The organism is Paenirhizobium naphthalenivorans (assembly GCF_007992095.1).
Lineage (GTDB): Bacteria > Pseudomonadota > Alphaproteobacteria > Rhizobiales > Rhizobiaceae > Allorhizobium > Allorhizobium naphthalenivorans.
The window spans coordinates 1-22,774 of the sequence record NZ_BJZP01000036.1; the positions used below are offsets into that span (position 1 = coordinate 1).

22 protein-coding genes are annotated in these 22,774 nt (G+C 56.9%); 12 read left to right on the top strand and 10 right to left on the bottom strand.

The annotated features are described in order from the left end of the window. The first annotated feature begins 80 nt into the window (after positions 1-80). The 9 genes from RNA01_RS21280 to RNA01_RS21325 all read left to right on the top strand — a co-directional run bounded on the left by RNA01_RS21280 (position 81) and on the right by RNA01_RS21325 (position 7,304). On the top strand, positions 81-374 hold the full coding sequence (locus RNA01_RS21280; protein ID WP_147182144.1) for a type II toxin-antitoxin system Phd/YefM family antitoxin: 294 nt from the start codon (positions 81-83) through the stop codon (positions 372-374). Further along, positions 371-748, top strand: coding sequence for a type II toxin-antitoxin system VapC family toxin (locus RNA01_RS21285; RefSeq protein ID WP_147182145.1), 378 nt, complete (start codon positions 371-373; stop codon positions 746-748). Before RNA01_RS21280 ends, RNA01_RS21285 begins: the two co-directional genes overlap by 4 nt. Next, positions 745-993, top strand: a complete 249-nt coding sequence (locus tag RNA01_RS21290; protein ID WP_174824574.1) for a type II toxin-antitoxin system Phd/YefM family antitoxin — start codon at positions 745-747, stop codon at positions 991-993. Before RNA01_RS21285 ends, RNA01_RS21290 begins: the two co-directional genes overlap by 4 nt. Continuing rightward, positions 990-2,117, top strand: coding sequence for a site-specific integrase (locus RNA01_RS21295; RefSeq protein WP_147182146.1), 1,128 nt, complete (start codon positions 990-992; stop codon positions 2,115-2,117). The genes RNA01_RS21290 and RNA01_RS21295 overlap by 4 nt, the downstream gene beginning before the upstream one ends. 379 nt (positions 2,118-2,496) lie before the next feature. Next, the gene (gene tnpA / locus RNA01_RS21305) at positions 2,497-2,904 is read left to right on the top strand and encodes an IS66-like element accessory protein TnpA (protein WP_147182147.1); all 408 of its coding nucleotides are present in this window, start codon (positions 2,497-2,499) and stop codon (positions 2,902-2,904) included. Further along, positions 2,901-3,251: an IS66 family insertion sequence element accessory protein TnpB gene (gene tnpB, locus RNA01_RS21310; protein WP_147182148.1), complete on the top strand. Its 351-nt coding sequence runs from the start codon at positions 2,901-2,903 to the stop codon at positions 3,249-3,251. Before tnpA ends, tnpB begins: the two co-directional genes overlap by 4 nt. Positions 3,252-3,310: 59 nt before the next feature. Then, the gene (gene tnpC / locus RNA01_RS21315) at positions 3,311-4,945 is read left to right on the top strand and encodes an IS66 family transposase (protein WP_147182149.1); all 1,635 of its coding nucleotides are present in this window, start codon (positions 3,311-3,313) and stop codon (positions 4,943-4,945) included. Next, positions 4,945-5,244 (top strand): hypothetical protein, encoded by a 300-nt coding sequence (locus tag RNA01_RS21320; protein WP_147182150.1) that lies wholly within the window; start codon positions 4,945-4,947, stop codon positions 5,242-5,244. The genes tnpC and RNA01_RS21320 overlap by 1 nt, the downstream gene beginning before the upstream one ends. Positions 5,245-5,444: 200 nt before the next feature. Continuing rightward, positions 5,445-7,304, top strand: a complete 1,860-nt coding sequence (locus RNA01_RS21325; protein WP_147182151.1) for a methyl-accepting chemotaxis protein — start codon at positions 5,445-5,447, stop codon at positions 7,302-7,304. 543 nt (positions 7,305-7,847) lie between these two features. On the opposite strand, the gene RNA01_RS21330 is transcribed toward RNA01_RS21325, so the two are convergent. The 5 genes from RNA01_RS21330 to RNA01_RS21350 form a co-directional block, all read right to left on the bottom strand. Further along, positions 7,848-8,126 carry an HU family DNA-binding protein gene (locus RNA01_RS21330; protein ID WP_147182152.1) on the bottom strand — a complete coding sequence of 93 codons (279 nt, stop codon included), beginning with the start codon at positions 8,124-8,126 and terminating at the stop codon, positions 7,848-7,850. A gap of 136 nt (positions 8,127-8,262) precedes the next feature. Next, on the bottom strand, positions 8,263-8,568 hold the full coding sequence (locus RNA01_RS21335) for an ArsR/SmtB family transcription factor (RefSeq protein ID WP_147182153.1): 306 nt from the start codon (positions 8,566-8,568) through the stop codon (positions 8,263-8,265). A 14-nt stretch (positions 8,569-8,582) separates the two neighbouring features. Next, positions 8,583-8,900, bottom strand: coding sequence for an ArsR/SmtB family transcription factor (locus RNA01_RS21340; protein ID WP_147182154.1), 318 nt, complete (start codon positions 8,898-8,900; stop codon positions 8,583-8,585). A gap of 92 nt (positions 8,901-8,992) precedes the next feature. Further along, on the bottom strand, positions 8,993-10,870 hold the full coding sequence (locus RNA01_RS21345) for a diguanylate cyclase (protein ID WP_147182155.1): 1,878 nt from the start codon (positions 10,868-10,870) through the stop codon (positions 8,993-8,995). Between the two features lie 14 nt (positions 10,871-10,884). After that, on the bottom strand, positions 10,885-12,732 hold the full coding sequence (locus RNA01_RS21350) for a methyl-accepting chemotaxis protein (RefSeq protein WP_147182156.1): 1,848 nt from the start codon (positions 12,730-12,732) through the stop codon (positions 10,885-10,887). A gap of 232 nt (positions 12,733-12,964) precedes the next feature. Between RNA01_RS21350 and RNA01_RS21355 the strand changes: the two genes are divergently transcribed. Both RNA01_RS21355 and RNA01_RS21360 read left to right on the top strand, forming a co-directional pair. Further along, the gene (locus RNA01_RS21355) at positions 12,965-13,282 is read left to right on the top strand and encodes a hypothetical protein (protein WP_147182157.1); all 318 of its coding nucleotides are present in this window, start codon (positions 12,965-12,967) and stop codon (positions 13,280-13,282) included. A gap of 169 nt (positions 13,283-13,451) precedes the next feature. Further along, the gene (locus RNA01_RS21360) at positions 13,452-14,984 is read left to right on the top strand and encodes a sensor histidine kinase (protein ID WP_147182158.1); all 1,533 of its coding nucleotides are present in this window, start codon (positions 13,452-13,454) and stop codon (positions 14,982-14,984) included. A gap of 56 nt (positions 14,985-15,040) precedes the next feature. Here RNA01_RS21360 and RNA01_RS21365 read toward each other — a convergent pair whose 3' ends face one another. Then, positions 15,041-16,942, bottom strand: coding sequence for a diguanylate cyclase (locus RNA01_RS21365; RefSeq protein WP_147182159.1), 1,902 nt, complete (start codon positions 16,940-16,942; stop codon positions 15,041-15,043). Positions 16,943-17,230: 288 nt separating this feature from the next. Here RNA01_RS21365 and RNA01_RS21370 point away from each other — a divergent pair, with 288 nt between their 5' ends. Further along, positions 17,231-17,434: a cold-shock protein gene (locus RNA01_RS21370; protein ID WP_147182160.1), complete on the top strand. Its 204-nt coding sequence runs from the start codon at positions 17,231-17,233 to the stop codon at positions 17,432-17,434. Positions 17,435-17,934: 500 nt separating this feature from the next. Here RNA01_RS21370 and RNA01_RS21375 read toward each other — a convergent pair whose 3' ends face one another. The 4 genes from RNA01_RS21375 to repA form a co-directional block, all read right to left on the bottom strand. Then, positions 17,935-18,165, bottom strand: coding sequence for a hypothetical protein (locus RNA01_RS21375; protein ID WP_147182161.1), 231 nt, complete (start codon positions 18,163-18,165; stop codon positions 17,935-17,937). 420 nt (positions 18,166-18,585) lie between these two features. Further along, on the bottom strand, positions 18,586-19,824 hold the full coding sequence (repC, locus tag RNA01_RS21380) for a plasmid replication protein RepC (RefSeq protein ID WP_147182162.1): 1,239 nt from the start codon (positions 19,822-19,824) through the stop codon (positions 18,586-18,588). A 186-nt stretch (positions 19,825-20,010) separates the two neighbouring features. Continuing rightward, positions 20,011-21,018 carry a plasmid partitioning protein RepB gene (repB, locus tag RNA01_RS21385; protein ID WP_035227061.1) on the bottom strand — a complete coding sequence of 336 codons (1,008 nt, stop codon included), beginning with the start codon at positions 21,016-21,018 and terminating at the stop codon, positions 20,011-20,013. Between the two features lie 154 nt (positions 21,019-21,172). Then, positions 21,173-22,390 (bottom strand): plasmid partitioning protein RepA, encoded by a 1,218-nt coding sequence (gene repA, locus RNA01_RS21390; protein WP_035227181.1) that lies wholly within the window; start codon positions 22,388-22,390, stop codon positions 21,173-21,175. Positions 22,391-22,774 lie beyond the last annotated feature (384 nt).

A 22,774-nucleotide genomic window follows, 5' to 3' on the forward strand; every position in this document is an offset into this window, starting at 1 on the left:
AATGTGAGACGTACATAAAGTTTGTACACGATGGAATTCGATGGTAAAATCCCTCTAGAAGCACAAACCCGGAGCAGACGATGCCTCAGACGCACTACAAGATCAGCGAGGCGCGCAGGAACTTCGCTGAAGTCCTTGATCGCGCCAATCAGGGCGAAGAGATCATCATCATGCGCGGCAATGAGATTTATGCCCGGATCGGTCCGGCTGATCCCGCCGGCAAGAGACCTTTCGGACTTCTGGCGCGGCGAGGTCTTCCGGACGACCTGTTTGACGAGCATGATCCTGAGCAGGCCGCAATCGACGCCGGTGACTGGAATGATGATGTCGGGATATTCCGCGGTGAAGTGGCAGAAAGTGACAAGCGCTCGTGAAGCTTCTTCTCGACAGCCATGCAGTCTATTGGTGGACGATCGGGAGCGCACGACTTTCACCGCGCGCACGCTCCCTGATCGAGGACAAGCGTAACACGGTTCTCGTCAGCGCCGTCTCCTTTTATGAACTCGACAACAAGATGCGGCTGAAGAAGCTTGATCTCAAGCCGCAGGAATTGCGCGCCGCTATCACCTCCAGCGGCTTCCAGACTCTAGCCATCAGTGACTTGCATGCGGAACTTGCGGCGGCCTTCGACTGGGAGCACCGGGACCCATGGGACCGGATCCTCGCAGCGCAAACACGGCTCGAGCATTGCGCACTGATCTCGACGGACGTGGTGTTCGACGCCGTGCTCCAGGAGAGGGTCTGGTGAGGATCCTCATTGACGTAACGGAAGCGGCAGAGCGGCTTGAGGAGTTGATTGAACTGTCACTGTGTGGCGATGAGATCTTAATCTGCCGAGCCGGGGAACCGGTCGCAATGCTCACGCCGATGGCGCAGAAGACCACGCCTTATGAGGATTTCGTATCTCTGGCGGAGGAGGGTCGCAAAAACCTACCGCCGGGCACAACTTCCGACCATTCCGATTTTTACGACGAACACGGCCTGCCGAAATGAGTGCGGTTGACCGGCGCGTCCAGGATCTCGACACGATTGCCGCAGTCTTGCCGATGGAGCGGCGCGACGAACTGGCGGAACTTCTGACCGACCAAGATGTCGAAACGCTGCGGTATCTGGTCAACCAGGGCATGGGTGAAAATACCCTTCGGGCGCTGACCTCTGATCTTGCCTATCTGCAGGCTTGGTCGCTGGCTGCGACCGGCCGCTCGCTCCCCTGGCCCGCGCCTGAAGCACTGCTTCTCAAGTTTGTCGCGCACCATCTTTGGGATGCGCAAAAGCGCCTGACGGACCCGGGACACGGCATGCCAGCTGACGTCGAGCAAAAGCTCCGCATTCAAGGATTGCTTCGGTCGCCCGGCCCGCATGCACCGGACACCGTGCGCCGGCGCCTTGCCACCTGGTCGACCCTGACGAAATGGCGCGGGCTGGACGGCTTTTTCGGCTCCCCTGCCCTCAAGTCCGCAATCCGACTGGCCGTGCGTGCGACGCCGCGGCCAAGGAAGCGGAAAAGCGCCAAAGCCGTCACTGGGGACATTCTGTCCAGGCTGATCGCAACCTGCACGACGGGAACCCTACGTGATGTCAGAGACCGTGCGATCCTGATGGTCGCCTTTGCTTCGGGCGGCCGTCGCCGCAGCGAGATCGCGGGCCTCAGGATCGAGCAGCTGCAGCAGGAAGAGCCGATCCAGATTGACGGGGCCCCTCCCCTGCTCTCTCTTTCCATTCATCTCGGTCGCACGAAGACCAGCGGCGCCGACAACGACGAAGTCGTCTACTTCAGCGGTCGACCGGTCGACGCCATGAACGCTTGGCTTGCGGCTGCAAAAATCGACAAGGGCAGTGTCTTCAGGGCGATTGATCGCTGGGGCAATGTTTCGCGCAGGCCGCTGGACCCGAAGGCGATCAATGACATCGTCAAGCACCGAGCGGAACTGGCCGGGCTCGATCCGACGGAGTTTTCAGCGCATGGATTGCGGTCTGGGTATCTCACCGAAGCGGCAAATCGCGGCATTCCCCTCCCCGAAGCCATGGAGCAGTCGCGCCATCGATCCGTCCAGCAGGCATCGGAATACTACAATAGCGCCATCAGGCGCAGCGGAAGGGCGGCGCGGCTTCTCTAGGTTTAGAAGGATAACTCACCGAGGCAACGGCGCTGCCTCAGTGGCGCCGAGAACGACGAGGTCGTCTACCTCACCGGTCGACCGGTGGATGCCCTCAATGCTTGGCTTGAAGCTGCGAAGATCGAGAAAGGCAGCGTCTTCAGGGCCTATTACCGTGATGCTCAGCGACGCAGCGGACTTGCCGCGCGTCACCTTGGATGAAGCACACTGAAACATCTGGTAGTTTGCGCTGCTAGTCGCCGCACCATAGGAATACGGTCACTACTGCTGGGAGGGCCACCCCCTCTGCGTAGTTATGTAGCCGATTGCCTAAACAATCGTATCCCTCCGCCGAAGGCCGTCTGCCCTGATTTGCTGATTGGCTTTAAGTCCATGCCTTATGTCATGCGCTACAGTAACTTCTCCCATTGAGGTCTTGTCCGCCGACGATCTTGGTCGTCGTCGGGATTGGTCGGACGAAGAGAAGGTTCGGATCGTTGAGGAAAGTCTGCAAGGCTTTCGGCAGGGATCGGTGACGGCGCGGCGATATGGATTGTCGCGGTCATTGTTGACCCGTTGGCGTCGGGAATACCGTAGGGGCCTTCTGAACGGTTCCGCTTCAATGGGCTTCGTGCCGCTTTCCATTTCGCCGCCGGCGGCGGCATCTTGCGAGGCGGCCCCCACTCAGCGATCTGATGAGGGCCAAACGATTGAGATCGGCCTGCCGAACGGCCGACGGCTGACGATCCCGGCTTCGCTTGATCCCACCATTCTTGCCCGCCTGTTGCCCGTCCTGGATGCGCCATGATCGCGTTTCCGGCCGGGGTGAAGGTATGGATCGCGGGCGGAGTGACGGACATGCGCTGTGGCATGAACAGCCTGGCGCTGAAAGTGCAGGAAGGCCTTGGGCGCGATCCTCATGGCGGCGAAGTCTTCTGCTTCCGGGGGCGCAAGGGTGATCTGATCAAGGTCCTGTGGCATGACGGCGTAGGCATGTCGCTTTACCTGAAGCGATTGGAAGCTGGAAAGTTCATCTGGTCGGTCAGCCAGAATGGCTCCGCTGTGCCGGTATCGGCGGCGCAGTTGGGATATCTCCTGGAAGGCATCGACTGGCGCAATCCACGTTGGACGCAGCGGCCTTCGAAGGCAGGCTAATCGACTGCATTCCTCTGTTTTTGTTGGGCTTTCAGCATGTTGCATGGTAGCTTTCGGCCATGGATGATGCTGCTTCGGAGATAGCCAGACTGCGTGCCGCGCTTGCGGCGTCGGAAGCGCGTGCCGTCTCCGCCGAGGCCGATCTCGCGCAGGTGCGCGCCGTCGTGACGACGTCCGAGGCGATGATCCGGCACCTCAAGCTCGAGATCGCCAAAATGCGCCGCGAGCAGTATGGCCAGAGCTCCGAACGCCGCGCCCGGCTGATCGACCAGATGGAATTGCAGCTCGAAGAACTTGAGGCCGACGCCACCGAGGACGAGATCGCGGCGGAACGCGTGGCAGCGAAGATCACGAATGTCTCCGCCTTCGAACGCCGCCGGCCGGCCCGCAAGCCGTTTCCCGCGCACCTGCTGCGTGAGCGCCTGATCATCGAAGCTCCGGCGACCTGCACCTGCTGCGGCTCGACCAGGATCGTGAAGATGGGAGAAGACATCACAGAGACGCTGGAGGCGATACCGCGCCAGTGGAAGGTGATCCAGACGGTCCGAGAGAAGTTCACCTGCCGGGACTGCGAGAAGATCAGCCAGCCACCGGCCCCGTTCCATGCGACACCGCGCGGATGGGCAGGTCCCAACTTGCTGGCGACGATCCTGTTCGAGAAGTTCGGCCAGCATCAGCCATTGAATCGCCAAGCCGAGCGCTACGCCAGGGAAGGCGTCGATCTCAGCCTCTCCACGCTGGCCGATCAGGTCGGGGCCTGCGCGACCGCCCTGCAGCCAATCCATGACCTGATCCGCACCCATGTCCTGGCAGCCGAACGGCTGCATGGTGACGACACCACCGTGCCGCTCCTGGCCAGGGGCGCAACACGGCAAGCAAGGTTTTGGACCTACGTGCGCGATGATCGTCCGTTTGCGGGCGGCGCACCGCCCGCAGCGCTCTTCTACTTCTCACCCGATCGCGAGAAGACCCATCCCAATCGGCATCTGACCGGGTGGCATGGCACCCTCCAAGCCGATGCATACGGCGGCTATAACGATCTCTATCGTGCCGATCGAAGCCCGGGGCCGGTCAAGAGTGCACTTTGTTGGAGCCATGCGCGGCGCAAGTTCTTCGAACTGGCTGACATCGCCGGCAACGTGCGCAAGGGCAAGTCCGCCCATGAGATATCGCCTGTCGCGCTTGAGGCTGTTGCCCGCATTGATGCGCTCTTCGACCTTGAACGCGGCATAAACGGCATGCCTGCCGAGGCGCGGCTCGCAGCGAGACAGCAACATGCTCGTCCACTCGTCGAGGAGCTGCACGATTGGCTCACGGCCCAGCGTGCCCAGATGTCGAAGCACAATCCCGTCGCCAAGGCGATCAACTACATGTTCGAGAAGGACCGACGTTGGGAAGCCTTCACCCGGTTCCTCGACGACGGCAGGCTTTGCCTTTCGAACAATGCCGCCGAACACGCCCTGCGCGGTATTGCTCTGGGAAGAAAGGCATGGCTATTCGCCGGTTCCCAGCGCGGAGGCGAACGTGCTGCCTTCATGTATTCCCTGATCGTCTCGGCAAAGATGAACGATATCGATCCGCAGGCCTGGCTGGCGGACGTGCTCGCCCGCATGCCCAGCCTTCCAGTATCAAGGCTGCCGGAACTATTGCCGTGGAATTGGTCCGCCGGAAGCGCCCGGCAGGTGGCGGCCTGATGGCGCGCCCGACGCATGTCTACACGATCGACTATGTCGCCACGCTGATCGGTGAGAACATTGAACTTCTCCAGCAAATCGCCAGCAACTCGGACAACATCGATTACGGCGAGATGATCCATGCCCATGACGGCACCGAAGAGGGCATCACTACATTCACCGACCGGGGCGTCGAGAGCATGAAGGAGTTCCTCGCCGATATCCGCACCTGGGACGGGGGTGTAAGGCAGTTCCTTGTCGACGAGCAATGTGATCAGGAAAAGATCGAACGCATCATGACGGACGAGCCGAAATCATAACCCCTGCGGTCTACGCCGGATGGATACAAACAATCAGCAGCCTCGATTGAATTAATTCAAATTAAACGGACGTGCATTAAATATGACATGTCAATTTAGGGGGGGGCTCCTACAGCATCGATACTCGTTGGTGGCGGCCATATGGCGATGCGCCAAGACTGTAACTGTAGGAACCGATTCCCGCAGCACTTGGAGTCGCTATGTCACTCTTCCGCATCTCCACCAGGCTTTATCTGCTGGTTGGACTATCACTGTTCGTCGTCACTCTTGCTATGGCAGTCACGCTGTCGACAACCGCTGACCAATTGCTCGAAGAACGCAAAGATCTTCTGCGAACAGTAGATGAAGTGGCCGTGTCCATCGTCCAGAAACGATTTGCTGACGTACAAAATGGAGCTCTCTCAGAAGATGAAGCACGCGAGGCTGCCTTAGCGGAACTCGCAGCGGTTCGCTACGGAGAGAGTGGGTACCTGTGGGTGAATGACCTTCAACAGGTTGTCCTGATGCATCCCATAAAGCCTGAGCTTAATGGGAAAGACGTCACGGACATGAAGGACCCAGACGGCAAAGCCCTTTGGGTTGAATTCGTCAATGTCGCAAAAGCTGAAAAGAGCGGTTTTGTAGATTATCGCTGGCCGAAGCCGGGCATTGATGAACCTGTTCGCAAACTGTCCCACGTTACTCTGTTCGAGCCATGGGGGTGGGTGATCGGCAATGGCGTTTACGTGGATGATCTGGACGCCAAGGTCTGGGCAAGTGCCAAGAAGACCGCTGCAATAGCAGCTGCAGGCTGCCTGTTTATGGTCATTGGAGCACTGTCTATCATCCGCTCGGTTACCCGTCCCATTCGGCACCTACAAACGGCGATGAACAAGATTGCTGCCGAGGATTTCGCAGCCGCTGTACCGGATGTAAACCGTGGAGACGAGGTCGGAGACATGGCAAGAACGCTTGTTTCACTGCGTGACTCCGTCAATGAGAGAGTTCAGGAGCGGCTTGCTGCGGCCGAACTCCAACGCCAGATAATCGATCGCGAACGCGAAGAGTCGCAGCGCTCCCAGGAACTGCATGCGCAAAATCTAAGCGTGGTCGTGCGAGAGCTTGGTGCCGGATTGAAGCGGCTCGCCGACTGCAATATTCGCATTACGATTGACGAGAAGTTCCCGGCCGACTTCGAGCCTCTCCGCCACGACTTCAACAACTCGATCGCCACCTTCCAGGCCACACTCGAGCAAGTTCTCCAACAGACTCAGGCCCTCCAGAACAACGGGCAAGAAATGCGCGAGGCATCTGACAATCTGGCAAAACGGACTGAGCAGCAGGCTGCAGCACTCGAACAAACCTCCGCGGCACTGGAACAAGTGTCCTCAACCGTTAAACTCTCGTCATCGCGCATGCAGGATACCAGCAAGCTGGTTGTCGACGCGAAGGCTTGCGCATCGGCCTCTGGAGTAGTTGTCCGCGACGCCGTCGAAGCGATGGGCCGCATTCAGGCCGCTTCAGACGAAATCACCCAGATCATTGGCGTAATCGATCAGATTGCTTTCCAGACGAACCTTCTTGCGCTCAATGCCGGCGTAGAGGCCGCTCGAGCTGGTGATGCCGGTAAGGGTTTCGCGGTTGTTGCCCAGGAAGTGCGCGAGCTGGCTCAGCGTTCGGCCGTCGCGGCCCGAGAGATCAAGGAGCTGATCGGCAAATCAGCGGAAGAAGTCGCGTCCGGTGTCCGACTTGTGAATGAAACTGGTACGGCTCTGGGTTCAATTGAGGAGTTCGTCTCTGAAATCAACAGCAACGTTGATGCCATTGCGACTGCAGCTGCCGAACAGGCGCTTGGACTGAGCCAGATCAGCGCTGCAGTCAGCAGTATCGACCAGATGACGCAACAGAATGCTGCGATGGTTGAAGAAACGACAGCCGTTAGCCACACACTGGCCGAGGGATCCAATTTGCTGGCCCATCTGGTGAACCGCTTCAAATTGAATAGAAGGGCCACCATCCGAGAAGGGGACCAGATCGTCGAACACAGGAATTCAGGCGACTTAGGTCTACGTGCCGCTTAGACAAGCAACGATGGGGCCGACAGCTAGAGCATGTCGGCCCATCAAGCTGCCCTAATTCCCGAAAACTTTCCTTCGGACTGAGGGAAGTGCTCAAGATGCGGAGCATGTGCCGCCGCTTTCTCGGTCAGATTCGGTCGACACTCCCGACAGCGCAATCCTCATGCATTCGCGATGTTTTAATCAGCGACTGCTAAAGCTGGTAGCCGGTCGCTTAGTCGGCAAATCGTCACTGGATCGCAGTTGTAAGTCAGCGCTTCCTGCGTGTCGCAATTGGGTTCGCAAGACCTCGCCCTCGTTTCGGCGAGGTGGCCTAGGGACCTAGCTTGGCACGATCTTTGTACGCAAGGGTCGCCCAGCTTTTCTATTTCTCAAGTCGAGCCGGGACGCAGTACAGGCTCGGGCTCGACGAGGAGAAAGGCCTCATCGGATCATGATGATGTAAAACAATTACCGTGAGATTACCACTTACTACGCGTCTGGCCCCTCTTCGCGGCCTCTCTTCCGGATCAGGCGATTTGATGCGCTACGGACTGCGCATGCTCATTAATGGTTCAGGGCGTCCTTCAGGGCCTTCCCGGGCGTGAAGGTCAACTTCTTCGCCGCAGCGACCTTGATTGTCGCACCGGTTGCCGGATTGCGTGCTTCACGTTCCGGAGTGTGTTTCACCTTGAACTTGCCGAAGCCGGGGATGGAGGTTTCCTCTCCTGAGGTCGCCGCTTTCGTCACAGCTGCGAAGACTGCCTCTACGAGAGTTTTTGCCTGAGCACGCGAGAGACCGTGGGTTTCCGCGATGTTGGCTGCAATGTCATTGGTAGTGGTCATATCGTTCCCCTTTGGAATGGCCGCCCAATGTTCAATATATGCGACCACTTGTCACGCACTCGCAGGGGATGATCGCGCACATCCACAACATCAGCTTGATTGATGGTCCAATGAAAGCGATGCGAGACCACGACGATCAGAGTTCGCTGGCAATCCAGCACTTCAGCTGCGCAATCATCTCCTCGTTCCGCCGGTACAAGATGGTGCTTCCGGCTCTGCGGGATGCAAGCAAACCGGCGCGCTGGAGAATTGCCAGATTCTGAGACGCTGCAGACTGAGAGAGACCCTGCAGCTCAAAACGTCCTGCCGGCACGCTACCTTGAACGTCTGCCGAAGTCAGCCCAAAGTACTGCTCCGGATGTTTCAGCCATTTGAGGAAATCGAGTCGACCCGGGTGTGCCAGTGCCTTCAAAGCTTCATGGATATCAAGTTGCGGTTCCATAAGCGCACGGCCGGTTAGCGCGTCAGCGCTGCGTCGGTCAACAAGCGTATGACGGTGTCATCGCTGCAGTGATAGAACACCGTTTGTCTATCCCTGCGTGAACGGACAATACCTGCCTGACGAAGCTTGCCCAGATGCTGTGAAAGTGCGGACTGGCTAATCTGAAGATCCGACGCCATTTCGTTCACAGACCATTCGCGCTCGATCAGCCGAAGGAGAACACCAAGCCTGACGGTATTGGAGAGGGCCAGGAAGACGAGCGCCGCTTTCTCAAGCGCAGGAGAGTTGGTCTGACGGCGCTGGGGCACGATATTTCTCGACACGACATTCATCCGCCGCCTCCGTCTCCATGAAGTCTGCTAATGTTGTATAGACGAATATGGTAAACGACCCATTAACACCCGGTGCAACTGGGGCTGTTACGCTACACCGTCATACTGGTCAGATCTTCAACGGAAGCCGCCCGCACCTTGTCTCTACCTGCGGCTTTCGCGGAGTAAAGAGCCTGGTCGCAGCTCTTGAGAAGTTGCTGAGGATCACTCATCGATCCGGTCACTGAGGCCAAGCCGATGGAGACGGTGACACGGCCCTTGGAGCTGGACAGATGGGGAATGTCCAACATCCGAACTGCGGCAGCAAGGCGAACAGCTACGTCATGCGCAACCTCTATAGAGGTTGTCGGCAGGATAACGGCGAACTCTTCCCCCCCGTAACGCGCCACCAGATCCAGCTCGCCCCGACAGGCGGACCGAAGGACCGCTGCAATCTGGCGCAGCACTTCGTCACCTGCCGGATGTCCATAGGTGTCATTGTAAGCCTTGAAGTTATCGACGTCGATCATCAGCAGTGAAAGGGATGTGGGGGACGACTGAGCTGTCCTGAAAGCCTCTGCCAGCCGCCGATCAAAGATGCGACGGTTTGCAAGTTCTGTCAGCCCGTCTTTGCTGGCTAGCTGTACCAACTGTTGAACCGCAGCCTTCTTCTCGCTGACATCGGAATAGAGTGTCACCCACCCCCCGTCACTGAGTGTCCGAGTCGACTTCGAAACCCAGCGCCCGTCACTCAGCCTCAGGTCCGACTGTTGCGCAGATTGGCTGCGCTCCACCTCTTCGTGAACCCAGGAAAGAGGTGATGCGCCCGCCGGAAGCGTTAGGTCGCCGCGTAAAACGCCGGCAGTCAACAGCTCGGCAAGCGTTCTGCCCTGGCACGTTCGCTCGTCGACATAGGGGAAGAGCTCCAGATAGCGCCGGTTCCACATTACAAGACGCCCGTCGGGATCAAACATTGCCAGCCCATCAGCCATCTCTGACATCGCCGTCTCGAGAAGCACCTGTGTCGAAATGAGTTCCGCCTGAAGTGCCTTCTGCGACGTTATATCGGCTGTGTGGCTGACAATGCCTTTCAAGGCCCCCATCTCGAAATAGGGCGCCTTGATCGTGCTGAGCCAGACGGTCTGGCCGTTCCGTTCGAACTGCTGCTCAAGTGTCAGGGGCTTGGGATCCCGGATGAATGCCTGCTCCTGCTCCCAGAACAGCGAGGCTTCGGCCGACGTATAGTAGTCAAAGTCGGTCGTACCGACCATGCCGACGGCATTGGCTGCTCCCATGAGCTTTGCGGTCGCCTCATTGGCTATAAGAAAACGGCCCTGGAGGTCTTTGACGTTCAATGAGTCCGGGAGTGCACTGACAATTTGCCTATGTAGCTCATTCAGCTGCGCATTCTTGCGACGAATTCTGTCGATGCGAACGAAGAAACTTGAGATCAATGTGGCCAGGAAATTCAGCAACAGGAGTATGAGATGAGCATTCAGCTCTGTGAGCTGATCACGAACGTTCGCCGGCAACAAGAAAAGGATCAAGAAGGCTATCCCGGCATTTAGGGCGCTGAAGATCACGACATGGGGCGACCCGTTGAACCCTCGCTTGGCAAACGAGTATCCCAGCGTCGCGACTGCAAAAGCGAGCCCTATTCCGACCAACCCGAGCCAGACGCCGGCGCCGCCCAGCCAGACCCGGACAGCAGACGCGAGAATGGCTGCAACGGCAGCTCCGACCGGACCTGAAATAAGCCCCACAACAGCGATGGGGACAATGCGCAAGTCGAAACGAAACCCGTTGATCAGTTCACCCGGCATATTCATCAACAGCACCGCTGTGGCGCCAAAGAGTGCGCCGCTGGCGAACTTGCGCAGCAGGGTCAGTTCGCCCTGCACTCGGTCTCTTGCAAGCGAACATATCGTCAGCGTAAGGCTGATCACGCCGAGCTGCGCCAGAAACGTGATCAGCAAGCTGTGAGCTTCCATTTATGTTCACTTTGTCATGCGGCGGTTTTTGCTACTGCGATCCCTGACCCGTCGCCGCCGTCTCGCACCCTGGCTCGGCGATTGAGCACAAAGCTGTTCACCAGGGCAGACAGATGCGTCGAGGCGGCCGAGAGCGTATGGCTCAAAGCCGTCGTCTCTTCAACCATGGCGGCATTCTGCTGGGTCATCTGGTCCAACTCGTTGACGGCAATGCTGATCTGCTTCAGACCGGCGGACTGCTCGACTGCCGCAGTCGAGATGGCGTCGATATTCCTGTCGATCGAGGAGACGTACGTGTCGATCCGGGCAAGCGCATGCCCGGTGTCATCAACCAGCTTGACGCCGACATTCACCTGCTGACCTGAATTCGAAACAAGTGACTTGATCTCCTTCGCAGCCACCGCCGATCGCTGCGCCAGTTCGCGGACCTCTTGGGCGACAACGGCGAACCCCTTGCCCGCCTCCCCTGCCCTGGCTGCTTCAACGCCGGCATTTAGCGCCAGCAGGTTCGTCTGGAAAGCGATTTCGTCGATCACACCGATGATCTGGCCGATCTCCGCGGCGGATCGTTCGATGTTCTTCATCGCCTCAATGGCGTTTTGTACTACACGACCTGAATCTTCCGTGCAGACCTTCGCCTCGGCGACGAGCTTGCGGGTCTCAGTGCTGCGCTCAGACGCCTGTGCGACAGTGACAGCGACTTCTTCCAGGGCTGCCGATGTTTCTTCCAGCGCAGCTGCCTGCTGTTCCGTGCGCTTAGCCAAATTGTCGGACGCGGAGCGCATCTCGAGACCATTTTCGTGGATGGCATGGGTGGTATCCAGAACTTGCACGAGCGTCGTCTGGAAGGCCGCAAGCGCGTTGTTGAAATCGTGTCGCAGCGGCTCAAAGTCCGGCATGAAAGGATCGTCGATTGTGTATCGGATATTGCACTCAGCCAAACGAGCCAATCCGGCGCCAAGCGTCTCAACGACGTGTGACAAAGCCTGCGCCTGCTCGGCCATCGCGCTCGCGCGCCGTTGTTGCTCGTCGGCCGCAAGAGCTCGCAGTCCATCCGCCTCTTCACGCATGCGCTGGCGCTCAAGTGCCGCCTGACGGAAGATCTCGACGGACTGGGCCATCTCCCCGATCTCATCCGTCCTGTCGCCGAACGGCACCTCCCTACTAAGGTCACCGCCAGCAAGGTGGGCCATATAGCCGGAAATACTGGCCAGAGGTGCGATTGCTCGGCGACGGAAATACCAAATGCCGGCAATGAACATCAGAACAGACAATCCGCTGCCCACAAAGGCCATGCGCTCCAGCGAAGCAGAGGTAGCCGCTGCCCCCCTCTCCTCTCCCGCCAGATGAGTATTGGCCATCTCGACGAGTTCTCGCACTGCAGCGTCATGAGCCCAGAACTTCTCTCTCAGATCCCGAATTCCCGTTCCTGCAGCCTCCGCGTCACCATATGAAGCAATTTCAGAGAAACGCTCGTTGTAGAGCCTCCAGAACGCGTCACCCTTGATCAACACGTCCTCAGCAAGTTTCTGCTTCAAAGCCGCCGGCAGTTGGGAAGCCTGCCAGTATTGGCGTCGCGTCTGATAGTCCGAAGCCAGTGTGGCAATCTTTACGGAAGCCTGCTCCGCCCTGCTTGGATCGAGAACTGCCTCGCTCGCCAGCATGTAAGCTTCGACCAAATAGAGAGGTGGAGGCAAGATGTCGGCGACCAGATCCTTGCCGTCGATAATGCCGTCATAAACCGGCCCATTCACCTTGAGTTGAGACAATGTGAAACTTTGCAACCCGATGGATGTCACCAGGCCGATTACCACAACGGCGGCAAACGTGAGAAGCAGGCGGGCGATTGTAAGTCTCGGCATGATTGTCCCCATGAGCCAAAGCGCATATTCGGGATCATTAAAAACAGAATTGTCTAATTTCTCGTTATCTTAAAATATGATAGTCAGCAAAATTCCCTTAGCCTTAGGTCGCATGCGCTCTCTACCATCCCGCTCGCCAGTAGCATATGTTGGCATGCAAGGTTCGAACGGGAGCGGAAAGCTGCCAAGCATACGTTCCCCCCTCAGAAAGGGGCAATTCGAAGGATCGGAATTGACCAGCCAAAACGACAACGTAATGGCACTACTTGCCCTTATAGATCGGACTGAAACCCTCTCGAAGCAGATCTTGGCGCTGGTCAATCTTAACGCTTTGTTGCTCCGGGAGGTAGCTCTCGCTCAGCCCGAGCCGCTGCAGTATTTCGCCAGGTTAGAGGCCGAAATCGGCGGACTGGGTGAAGCAATCGCGATGGGAACCCGCAAGTTCTCAGAGGTTCACGTATCATCGCAAGCCATTACCGAGGTTTTCGAGCAAGTGCTGCGACAAGGGAGCTCGCTCATTGAGAACGCACAGGAGTTTACAAAGTCCTGAGTGGCGCGCATTAGACCTTGACCTGGTCCAGGCGGCCTACAATTGGATTGACAACACGCCGGTCTCGCTCTCCGACTGAGCTGTTCGAATTCCATTGATATTTTGGTTCCCTCTCTTTAGCTATTGCAATGGTTCAGTGACCGAACATCAACGCGAGGGAGATGGGCGGGTGACAACGAGCGCTTCAACCCGATCAGTTTCGAAGATCGCTGCGATTGCCACTGCTGCGGCTCTTGTCGCGCTTCTGTCCATTCTCGGGACCTGGGCCACGCAATCTTACTTTACGACGATCAGTCGGGCTGAAGAGCGCGCTATCGCTTCTGTAAAGATCGTCGCAAGCCACGTGTCCTGGATCCATCAGATGGGAACCCAGACGGTTCGCCGGATCGATGATGCGCTTCGCCTTACGGATCTGAGGTTCGACGGCAACATCCGGGACATGGACGTGGCGACCCAGGGCTTGCCAAGCGGCGTGCAGGCCTATGTTGTCGATGCTGAAGGCCGAACCCTCTACTCCACCGACCCCGAGATCAAACCCGTCGACATCACGGATCGCGACTACTTCACGGCCGTCAGGGATAGTCAGACAGAGTATGTTTCCTCCCTCCTGATCAGCCGTCTCAACGGTGGCCAGATCTTTGTCTTCAGTCGGCGCATCGTGCGGGACGGTCAATTCATGGGCGCCATCATGGTGTCCGTTCCTGCGGAGATCACACGGCCGATCTGGGAAACTGTGGACCTTGGCGGGGACTATGCCGTGAGTTTCGTTCGCGATGACGGCATGCTGGTTGCACGCTACCCGATGCCTGAGACGACTTTGGACATGTCCGGCTACATCCTCTTCACGAAATTTCTGAAGGAAGCGCCGTCAGGGACCTATTTCGCTGAGGCCTCGCCGATGGACGGCGTGAAGCGCCTGGTGGCCTACCGGCGGGTGGAAGGCACCCCCTTCGTCGCCGTGGCCGCCGCAGACTACGACTTCCTCATTCAACCGTTCAGGCAAACGCTGCTGATGCTGGGTGTCGTCGCCATCATGATCATCGGCGGCGCTGCCTTTGCTGGCTGGTGGATCCTGCACCTCCTGAGGGCTCAAGAACAGCAGTCGGCGCAACTCGCCAAGGCGCTCCAAACCAACGAGATGCTGTTGCGAGAGATCCATCACCGGGTGAAGAACAACCTGCAATCCGTGATGTCACTGGTTCGTCTGCAGATGCGTGGCTCAGAGGGCTTTGAATCCCTCACCAGCCGTATCAAATCGATGATCGCGGTGCATGAGCAGATCTATAGAAACGACGCATATGCGCAGATCGATGCAGCAGACTTGATCCGGGCAGTCGTCGGCAGCGCAGTATCCGCCCATGATGCAAAACTTCGCGTAGAGTTCGACCTACAATCTCAACCGGTCTCGGCTGACAAGGCGACAGCACTTGCCTTGCTGGTGAATGAAGTTGTGACGAATGCAATCAAGTACGCTTACCCTGTTGGTGATGAAGGTCGCTTGTCAGTTGCTCTGACGGGACCGGACAGCCTGGGAAAAAGTCGCCTGACCATCAGCGATGAGGGTATAGGCTTCGACGTCGGTGCGGTTAAACCCGGGACTGGAACGCGGCTTGTCGATGGATCGGTGCGCCAATTGGATGGTAGTTATGAGTTCCACTCTCAAGATGGAACGCAGTTCTCGGCGACCGTAGCATTGGTTTGAAGAAGCAATATAGAAAGGAGCCAGGTGTTGGCCCGTCCTTACCCTGTCAACGCCGGTCAAGCAGGCTTCTTGACGCGCTCGTCAGCCAGTCTCTGAAACCCGACGCGGTCTCTACCTGCGTCCTTTGCTTGATAGAGTGCCAGATCGGCCCGTGCAACGAGTTCGGCCGGGTTCGCCACCCTCGAAGCCGAGATCAAGACGGTAGCACCCACGCTGGCCGTCACGATGCCGTACTCGCTGCCTTCGTGCACCATGCCGAGGTCCCTGATCGACGTTCTGATCTTCTCGGCAATCGTGATCGCCGTGTCGCCGTCGGTATCTGGCAGGACAACCGCAAACTCCTCGCCTCCGAACCGCGCCGCGATGTCGCCAGACCGTCTGACCGCAGTCGCGATTGCCGCTGCAACTGATTTCAGGCAAACGTCACCGGCGAGGTGTCCGTAGCGGTCGTTGTATGCCTTGAACCTGTCCACATCAATCAGAAGCACTGACAGGGGCCGACCAGTCCGTTTTGCTGCCTCGAATTCCCGCTGCAGGCCATCATCGAACGATCGACGATTTGCTAGTCCAGTCAGCGCGTCTGTTTCAGCTAGGCCTTTCATTTGCTCGGCAAAGCTCTTGAGGGAAAGCTCTGATTCCTTCATTGCTGTGATATCGGATACGAGTGCCAATACGTGGCGATCCTCTGTCACCCGTGTTCTCAGGGACAACCAGCGACCGTCTGCAAGTGGGATGACTTCGTCCTTGTTGATGAAGAGCGTCTTGGCGGCCGCCTGAATGCTCTCCTCGTCCAGATCGATGGGCAAATCCTTCCGCTCGCCGTTGCGCACAGTAGCTCTCACAATGTCGGTGATGTGCGCACCTTCCTTGCGGGCATAGGCGGATTTCGGGAAGAGTTCTCGGTACCGGTCATTACAGAACACGATGTTTCCATCCGGCCCGAACATTGCGAGCCCGTCGGACATTTCGGCCATGGCCTGCGCCATGATATTCCTGCTGGACCGGAGTTCCTGCTCGAGGAGCTTTTTCTCAGTAATGTCGACCGTCACCCCGGCCAACCCGACCATGTCACCTTGTCGGTTCTTTAAAGGTACTTTTGAGGTTGAGTACCATCGCGGTGGCTTGTCCTCTTCGATGAGAAACTCCTCAAAATGGTCCAGCGCCTGGCCGGTTCGCATGACATCGGCCTCGGCTGCCATCAGCTGCTCGGCTCTCTCCTTAGACGCGAGATCATAATCCGTCAGCCCAACCATTTCAGACGACCGCGTGCGCCCATTGTGGCGAGCAACATTGAGGTTCGCGAAAACGAAACGGTGATGCTGGTCCTTGACGTAGTGGTAGTCTGGAGCCTGTGTGAGAGCCGCATACAGAATATCGCGTTCCAGCGTAAACCGGCGGAAATATGCCAGGAAAAAGCCAATAGCGGCTGTCGTTGCAAAGTTCAGAACAACAATTGGTAGTCCCACCCGGTCAACCGCCCGCTGAAAATCAGCTGCAGGACGGAGTGCAAGCACTGCAATCGAAAGGCAGCCTGCAAGCATAGCGGCACTCAGGATTGACGGCGCATTGCTCAACGGCTTTCTGCCAGCGAAGAACCAGAGTGCACTTCCAAGGACGAAAACAATGGCGATAGCGGTCAAACCAGGCGCTACCCCTGCCCCGCCGAGGTAAAACCGGAAGCCCGCAGCCATGATGGCGGTGATCAGCGCAGCCCCCGGCCCGCCGAATACAGCAGCGGACTCAATGATCGCAAGGCGGAGATCAAAGATGACTCCGACATCGAAGCGGACCGAGAGTAGCATTGAGGCGATAGCCGCCAGGCCCATTGTAACCCCAAGGCCGGCACAGCGCAGCTTTGGCGGCAATTGATAAAAGCGATAAGATAGATGCGTCCAGATCGAGACGATCAAGGCGACGGCGGCAAGATTGCCAGCAAGAACTTTCCAGACGTCATCCATTCTCGATCACCGCCACGCTACGCCCCCAACACTCAACCTGAAGACACGGCGTTGCGCTTTCGATCGTCCCGGAGGACGCAGTGACAAGCCCAAATCGTCAATAGAGTTCATGCTCAATATCTGGCAAAAACCTAAAGCAGCGGTTTATGATCGGCGATTTACGGCTAAAGTCTCAACTCATCCGTTCATCGTATTCGCCAGCCTGTCCCCAATTCCCCGAAATCAGGCCGCTTGTTGCTCCGGCGCCAGACGGTTAGGGTCGGTCTCTCAACCACCAAAGAGGAACACATGACGACCGGTACTGTAAAATTCTTTGCTCAAGACAAGGGCTTCGGCTTCATCACACCAGATGACGGCGGTCAGGATGTCTTCGTGCACATCTCCGCGGTCGGCTTCGGCGAAGCGTTGAAGGATGGCCAAAAGGTTCGCTACGAAGTAGGCCAGGACCGCAAGACGGGCAAATCGAAGGCCGAAAACGTTTCGGTAATCTGAGCCAGAACATCGAGAATTTTTGCGCGGCGATCCGATGGTACATCAGTCGTCGCGCATGACTATTTTGTTTAAAAAGCAAACTATTCAGTTACTGACAGTCTGACCGCGTAGTTCGCTTGCCGTCCCATCACTTTACAGGCGTAAACAACCAAAAATGGATGAGAAGTTGCCCTACGGATACCTCTGTCCCGTCAGCATCGCCACCAGCTGGAACCTGTTTCGAATTCCACTCTGATATAAATTAATCAGAACCTTGGCGCTCTCTTGTGCCGGCGGCGATGTCTGAGAAATACCGCGCAGCTCGCACACGCGCGCAAAGGCTTTCTCTAGCAGTGCCAGATCTTCAGGTGTCAGGACTGAATTCAGTCTTTTGGCAACGTCGTGGATCATGCGCGAGAATTAGAAGCTCCTACGCTCCTATCAAGTCCTTTGTTTCAATCGCCCTTATGGCTCTCGGTTGTCATTACACTGACGTGCTGGGAGGCAAAGCGCGCGCTTTTCTAGGCATTGGGATCGTTGAGAAAGCGACAGCTCCTGGCCATTGCTTTCAGTTCTTCCTCGCTCCGGAAGCCCGACTTGAACAAGGCCACTAGCTCCTTTGCCAGGCCAAGCTGTTCATCCGCATTTGAAGCGCCAGATGGGTCTCGTAATAGTTCTGAGAGCACATTGCGTAACAATGCCAACCCTTGCGGGCCTATCTCCTGTTCGTCATCGAAATAGGTATCCCCCATCGGCCGATCCTCTCCCCAAGCTATGCCTCATCACCTTGTGACATGACATCACGTCCATAAGCTTCGCAACACATTCTCTAAAAAGCTGGACGCCTATCCCGCTTCTTTTCGATTGAGCGGAGCGGGGGAACCCTCGTCCCTGCTACGCGGACTGCCAGCCGATATCTGAATCGGCGCCAATGGCTAGGGTCCATTACGGTATACCTGCCGAGACAGTCTCCGTGAGACGCAAATCAGTGTATCATTTGGGTCGGTTTTCGATTTTTGGGACAGCATCCGGGGCAGGTCTAGAAGCTATTGAGACGTTCTTGGTGCGCTTTGACTCCTAGTAAATCAAGAAACCGGGGAACGAATGCTGCATGAAAAGCGGCACGACTGCCGTACGACTATGCCCCCTACCCGTTGCGCCGTTACAACCGCTCACCCCGTTTTCCGATCGCTGTCCACATTGGCGCGCATCAACGACATCAGCATCGGTCCCAGTCCAAACTCCCCTATCCTCGCTCGGCGCGTGAGATCGCGGAGATATCCACCTGCCGAGTTGATATGCCCTGCCCTCTCCAAGATTGCAGCCATGGCAACCGCGGCGTTCTCAGGCCCCATAACCTCGCAAGCTTCCTGGTAAGCCGACGGGCTGACGCCAAGCATTGATCGAACCACCACCGCGGCGCCCATCAGCTCGCGCCAATGGGAGATCGTCCCCCCGGGCCCGTAATCCAAAATCTGCGGGCAGGCTTTCAGGACCATCGACAGCGGGAACGCCTTCATCTGTTCCGGCTTTGCCAACGGCTGAGCAACCGCTCTGGGCGCTACTTCCAGCTCGCCGGCTCCGCCCTGCTCTTTTCCAGAGCTAGGTTCAAGTTCATGGATGGATTCGGGTTTTGAATTCTGTATGTGACAGCCATTATGAACAGCATTGCCGTCCATATTTTGTGAATCTAACTGATTTTCCAGAAGGTTGAGGATTTCGGTGCGCAAAAGCTGCATCTCGTCGAGGATTGCCTCCACCTGGTGACGGTCAGGATTGCGGGGAAGTCGGCTGACAATGCCGACATACATGTCTTCGATGGCTTCCCAGTCGCCGTCGGCCCCCTCCTCCATCGCTGCTGAAATCAGCTTGCGCACATCACGCCGGCAGATAGTCAGTGCCTCTTTGGCTCGCCTGAACTGCAGGCGTTCGGCAGCGACTTCCTGTGCCAGAATTGCAAGTTCCGCAGCACGAGCCAAAAGTGGAGAAAGATCGAACCCAAAGGCTTGCTCGATATCGCCACCCTTGTCCCGGTGAGCGTAGCGCTTGCCGTTCGGACTATCCTTGCGCTGGATGAGCCCGGCTTCGACCAGGGCAGCCAAATGGCGCCGCAAGGTCGTTCCAGTGATGCCATGTGCTCTGACCGAGAGCTGCGCATTGGATGGGAACACCACCAGTCCGTTGTCTGAATTGAGCTCCGCCTCCGGATAGAACGTCAGCAATGCGTCCAGCACAGTCAGCGCCCTGTCCTGGAGGCCGAGCCGTTCGCGGGCCTCACAGGCGTCTCGAAACACTTTCCACTTTTCGACCGGTCGAGTTGATTTCGTTGCAGCTGTTTGGAGCTGCCTCTTCACAAGGTCAAGAACTACCGGCCGCCGCCCAAAGGGCGTCGTTATATATTCAGTCTGCATTTTTTCTTACCTTTCGTCAGGCAATATGAAAACGCTCACCGAAACGGCGTCAAAGACTCTTGACGAGGATTCTTGGAAGTGCGACTCTCTCAACTGACCAAAGTGGAGAAGGCTCTTCGAAATTCGTTTCGGGGGGCTTTTTCTTTGTCGTATGTGTGTCGTTTGCTAAACGTCTAACGGCTTAGTTCATAGCTTGTCTCCTTCGCCGCGGTACTCTCGAAATTCTTTGTAGAGCTCGTCCAGCTTGCCGGAGACGAACAGAGCAAAGTCAGGAACCGCTTTATCCTCGAAGATGATCGTCGTCTTACCCGCCTTGGACTCAATCCGGGCTCCACGTTTGCCCGAAGGGATTTTCCACGATTCCGCCTTGGCAACCCTATTTTTTTTGACTGTCTCATTGAGAGCACGAAGTATCGAATCGAGGCGAGCGTCACTGCCCAACCGTTCTTCGCTATAGCGAGACAACAGTTCGTACGCGGCAGTGACCCTATCCGGCGTTGCCAGGTGTTCGACCAATGCCATCCATCGAGCGCGCCCCGCTTTTGGCGCGGGACCAATGAATTTCACCAAATCCTCAGGTAACTGGCGAGCTATAGCGATATAGCGGCTAACATCCGCTTTGTCGGTGGCAAGGGCTGAAATTATGGTGGCCCGATCGCAGCCGTTTTCTTCTAGATTCTTAGCGAAAAAAGCCTTCTCAATGAAGGAAAGATCCTTGCGGTCGAGGTTCTCGCGGCCCTGAGCTATATAAAGCTGGCTGTCGGAAAGGCTTCGGACAATCGCTCGAACAGGACGGCCAAGTTTCTCCGCAGCTTTAAGTCTACGACGTCCATAGGCAATCTGGAAGCGGCCGGATACTTGTGGGTTCGGTCGAACTAAGATGGGGACCTGTTGGCCATGCTCCGCGATACTCTCCACCAAGGCGTCGAAGTCCGGGTCAATGTCTATCGGGATGCGATCGGCAATTTTAGAGCTATCAATCGATGAAGCATCGATTGAAATGACCGCCTCCCCCTCTGCTAGCTGCTGCTGAAGCTTGGTCGCCTGTTTAGCGTTCTCAGCCATTTCATGCAGCGATGATCCCATTGCGGAGATCGCGCCAGTACGCACTCTGTCTGGAGATTTCGCGGCCGATGATGCGTTGGCAACCGGCTTCTTCAGAAAAAGGGAGTCGATCGAATCTTTGCGGCTCATGGCGCCTCTCCGGTGAAAGGTTTGTCAGCTATTTGGTCACTGTTGGGAGCTCCCAACTTAGTAATGGCGGCGGGTCGCATCTGCGGATCAAACCCACTGTTGGGAGCTCCCAACAGCAATACGCCCTTCCCGACTGAAAGGCCGACCCAGCAATTCATGCCCGCCCCCACGCTTGCCTGATCAGAGTCTCAACTTCAGAATTCACCGCCTCCAAAGATTCCATCGCGCGATCATAGGTAGAGCGCGTCATGTTCTCTCGACCAATTTCGTAAAGCGTCTGCTTCGTCAGTCCCGCGTCCGATACGGCCGCTGATTTAACCATCGGGCTGGTGAGGACATGATCGTCAAAAAGGTTTCGCAAGAGAGCCGCGACCTTCGTCTGAGGAGCATCCTGCGGCTCGTACCTGGTGAGGAGATATCGGATAAAGTCGTATTTCAGATCACCACCGGCATCGCGCACGACACCAAGGAGATCGCGTGTCATCAAAAGAAACTGACTCATAGACGAAATGTCGAGCATTTGGGGATGAATGGTGATGATCATCGAAGTCGCCGCACACAGCCCGCTCAATGTGAGAAAGCCGAGCTGCGGAGGGCAATCGATCACAACCACGTCATAGTTGTCAGCGACTTCATCCAACGCTGCGGCAACACGCGCGAAGAACAACGTTTGGCCCGAAGCTCCGGCACTAAGGGCCCTCGGCGTTGTATGCTCGAACTCCATGAGTTCAAGATTACCCGGAACCAGGTCCAGGCCGTCGAAATAGGTGGGCCGTATCACCTCGGAGAGCGGACGGCGTTCTTCATCATAGCGAATGGCGGCGTAGAGCGTTTGGTTCGACGCAACGTCTAGCTCTGGGAGTACGCCAAGTAGCGCAGATAGGCTCGCTTGAGGATCTAGGTCCACAGCAAGCACACGATAGCCTTGGAGCGCCAGGAACTGCGCCAAATGTGCTGTCGTTGTCGTCTTGCCAGAGCCGCCCTTGAAGTTGGTTATTGCTAGGACCTGAAGGTGCTCGCCAGGCCGCCGATGCGGAACGAACTCGATACTCTCTCTGCCGCGCGTTGACTGGGCAAGCAGACGGCGAATCTGATTGATTTCGGCCAGATTATAGAGCCGCCGCCCATTGCTGGTTGTCTCGGGCTGAGGACCTTCACCTGCCAAAGTCATCTTTCGCAAAGTCGAGTCAGATACGCCGATTAGGCGTGCGGCCTCGCCCGAAGTGAACTTACGCAGCACTTTTTGCGATGATGGTGGAAACAGGGCTTCACTCATCGATTGAAGCTGCGAGCTCAGTAGCTCAGCCTGCTCGCCGATCGTTTCATCAACACTCGGAAGTGCACTTCGGTTCACGTTTTTTGCCACGCTCACGATGATCTCTCTTATCACGGATTTGACGCCGAAACGGCCTATTTACCGTGACGATACGCAGAACCTGTTTCTTGGCAAGAACTTAATGGTTAACAGAAACTTAACGACCACTTCTCTTCAAGTGCAGGCATAGCGAAATGACCACGTTGAATCATCGGGTTAGCGAAATACGTGAGCGAAAATACTCACTGCATGTTTTGCTGTGAATCCTCGAAGCGTCTCCTTCACGCCGCTTCCGAAACGCGGAAATTCTACCTCTGACGGCACTATTGCCCGAATCGGAACGAGCGATTGCCATCGAACGTGAACGACTGATCCCGGATTTGCGACCCACAAATTTGTACGTGGACATGATGGCGCCAGGCGGTTCTTTTCCCTCGCACA

Bases quoted from the DNA above. Each gene is read 5' to 3' on its own strand.
- RNA01_RS21280 (WP_147182144.1), top strand. From the start codon at position 81: ATGCCTCAGACGCACTACAAGATCAGCGAGGCGCGCAGGAACTTCGCT.
- RNA01_RS21295 (WP_147182146.1), top strand. From the start codon at position 990: ATGAGTGCGGTTGACCGGCGCGTCCAGGATCTCGACACGATTGCCGCA.
- tnpA (WP_147182147.1), top strand. From the start codon at position 2,497: ATGTCATGCGCTACAGTAACTTCTCCCATTGAGGTCTTGTCCGCCGAC.
- tnpB (WP_147182148.1), top strand. From the start codon at position 2,901: ATGATCGCGTTTCCGGCCGGGGTGAAGGTATGGATCGCGGGCGGAGTG.
- tnpC (WP_147182149.1), top strand. From the start codon at position 3,311: ATGGATGATGCTGCTTCGGAGATAGCCAGACTGCGTGCCGCGCTTGCG.
- RNA01_RS21320 (WP_147182150.1), top strand. From the start codon at position 4,945: ATGGCGCGCCCGACGCATGTCTACACGATCGACTATGTCGCCACGCTG.
- RNA01_RS21325 (WP_147182151.1), top strand. From the start codon at position 5,445: ATGTCACTCTTCCGCATCTCCACCAGGCTTTATCTGCTGGTTGGACTA.
- RNA01_RS21330 (WP_147182152.1), bottom strand. From the start codon at position 8,126: ATGACCACTACCAATGACATTGCAGCCAACATCGCGGAAACCCACGGT.
- RNA01_RS21335 (WP_147182153.1), bottom strand. From the start codon at position 8,568: ATGGAACCGCAACTTGATATCCATGAAGCTTTGAAGGCACTGGCACAC.
- RNA01_RS21340 (WP_147182154.1), bottom strand. From the start codon at position 8,900: ATGAATGTCGTGTCGAGAAATATCGTGCCCCAGCGCCGTCAGACCAAC.
- RNA01_RS21345 (WP_147182155.1), bottom strand. From the start codon at position 10,870: ATGGAAGCTCACAGCTTGCTGATCACGTTTCTGGCGCAGCTCGGCGTG.
- RNA01_RS21350 (WP_147182156.1), bottom strand. From the start codon at position 12,732: ATGCCGAGACTTACAATCGCCCGCCTGCTTCTCACGTTTGCCGCCGTT.
- RNA01_RS21365 (WP_147182159.1), bottom strand. From the start codon at position 16,942: ATGGATGACGTCTGGAAAGTTCTTGCTGGCAATCTTGCCGCCGTCGCC.
- RNA01_RS21370 (WP_147182160.1), top strand. From the start codon at position 17,231: ATGACGACCGGTACTGTAAAATTCTTTGCTCAAGACAAGGGCTTCGGC.
- RNA01_RS21375 (WP_147182161.1), bottom strand. From the start codon at position 18,165: ATGGGGGATACCTATTTCGATGACGAACAGGAGATAGGCCCGCAAGGG.
- repC (WP_147182162.1), bottom strand. From the start codon at position 19,824: ATGCAGACTGAATATATAACGACGCCCTTTGGGCGGCGGCCGGTAGTT.
- repB (WP_035227061.1), bottom strand. From the start codon at position 21,018: ATGAGCCGCAAAGATTCGATCGACTCCCTTTTTCTGAAGAAGCCGGTT.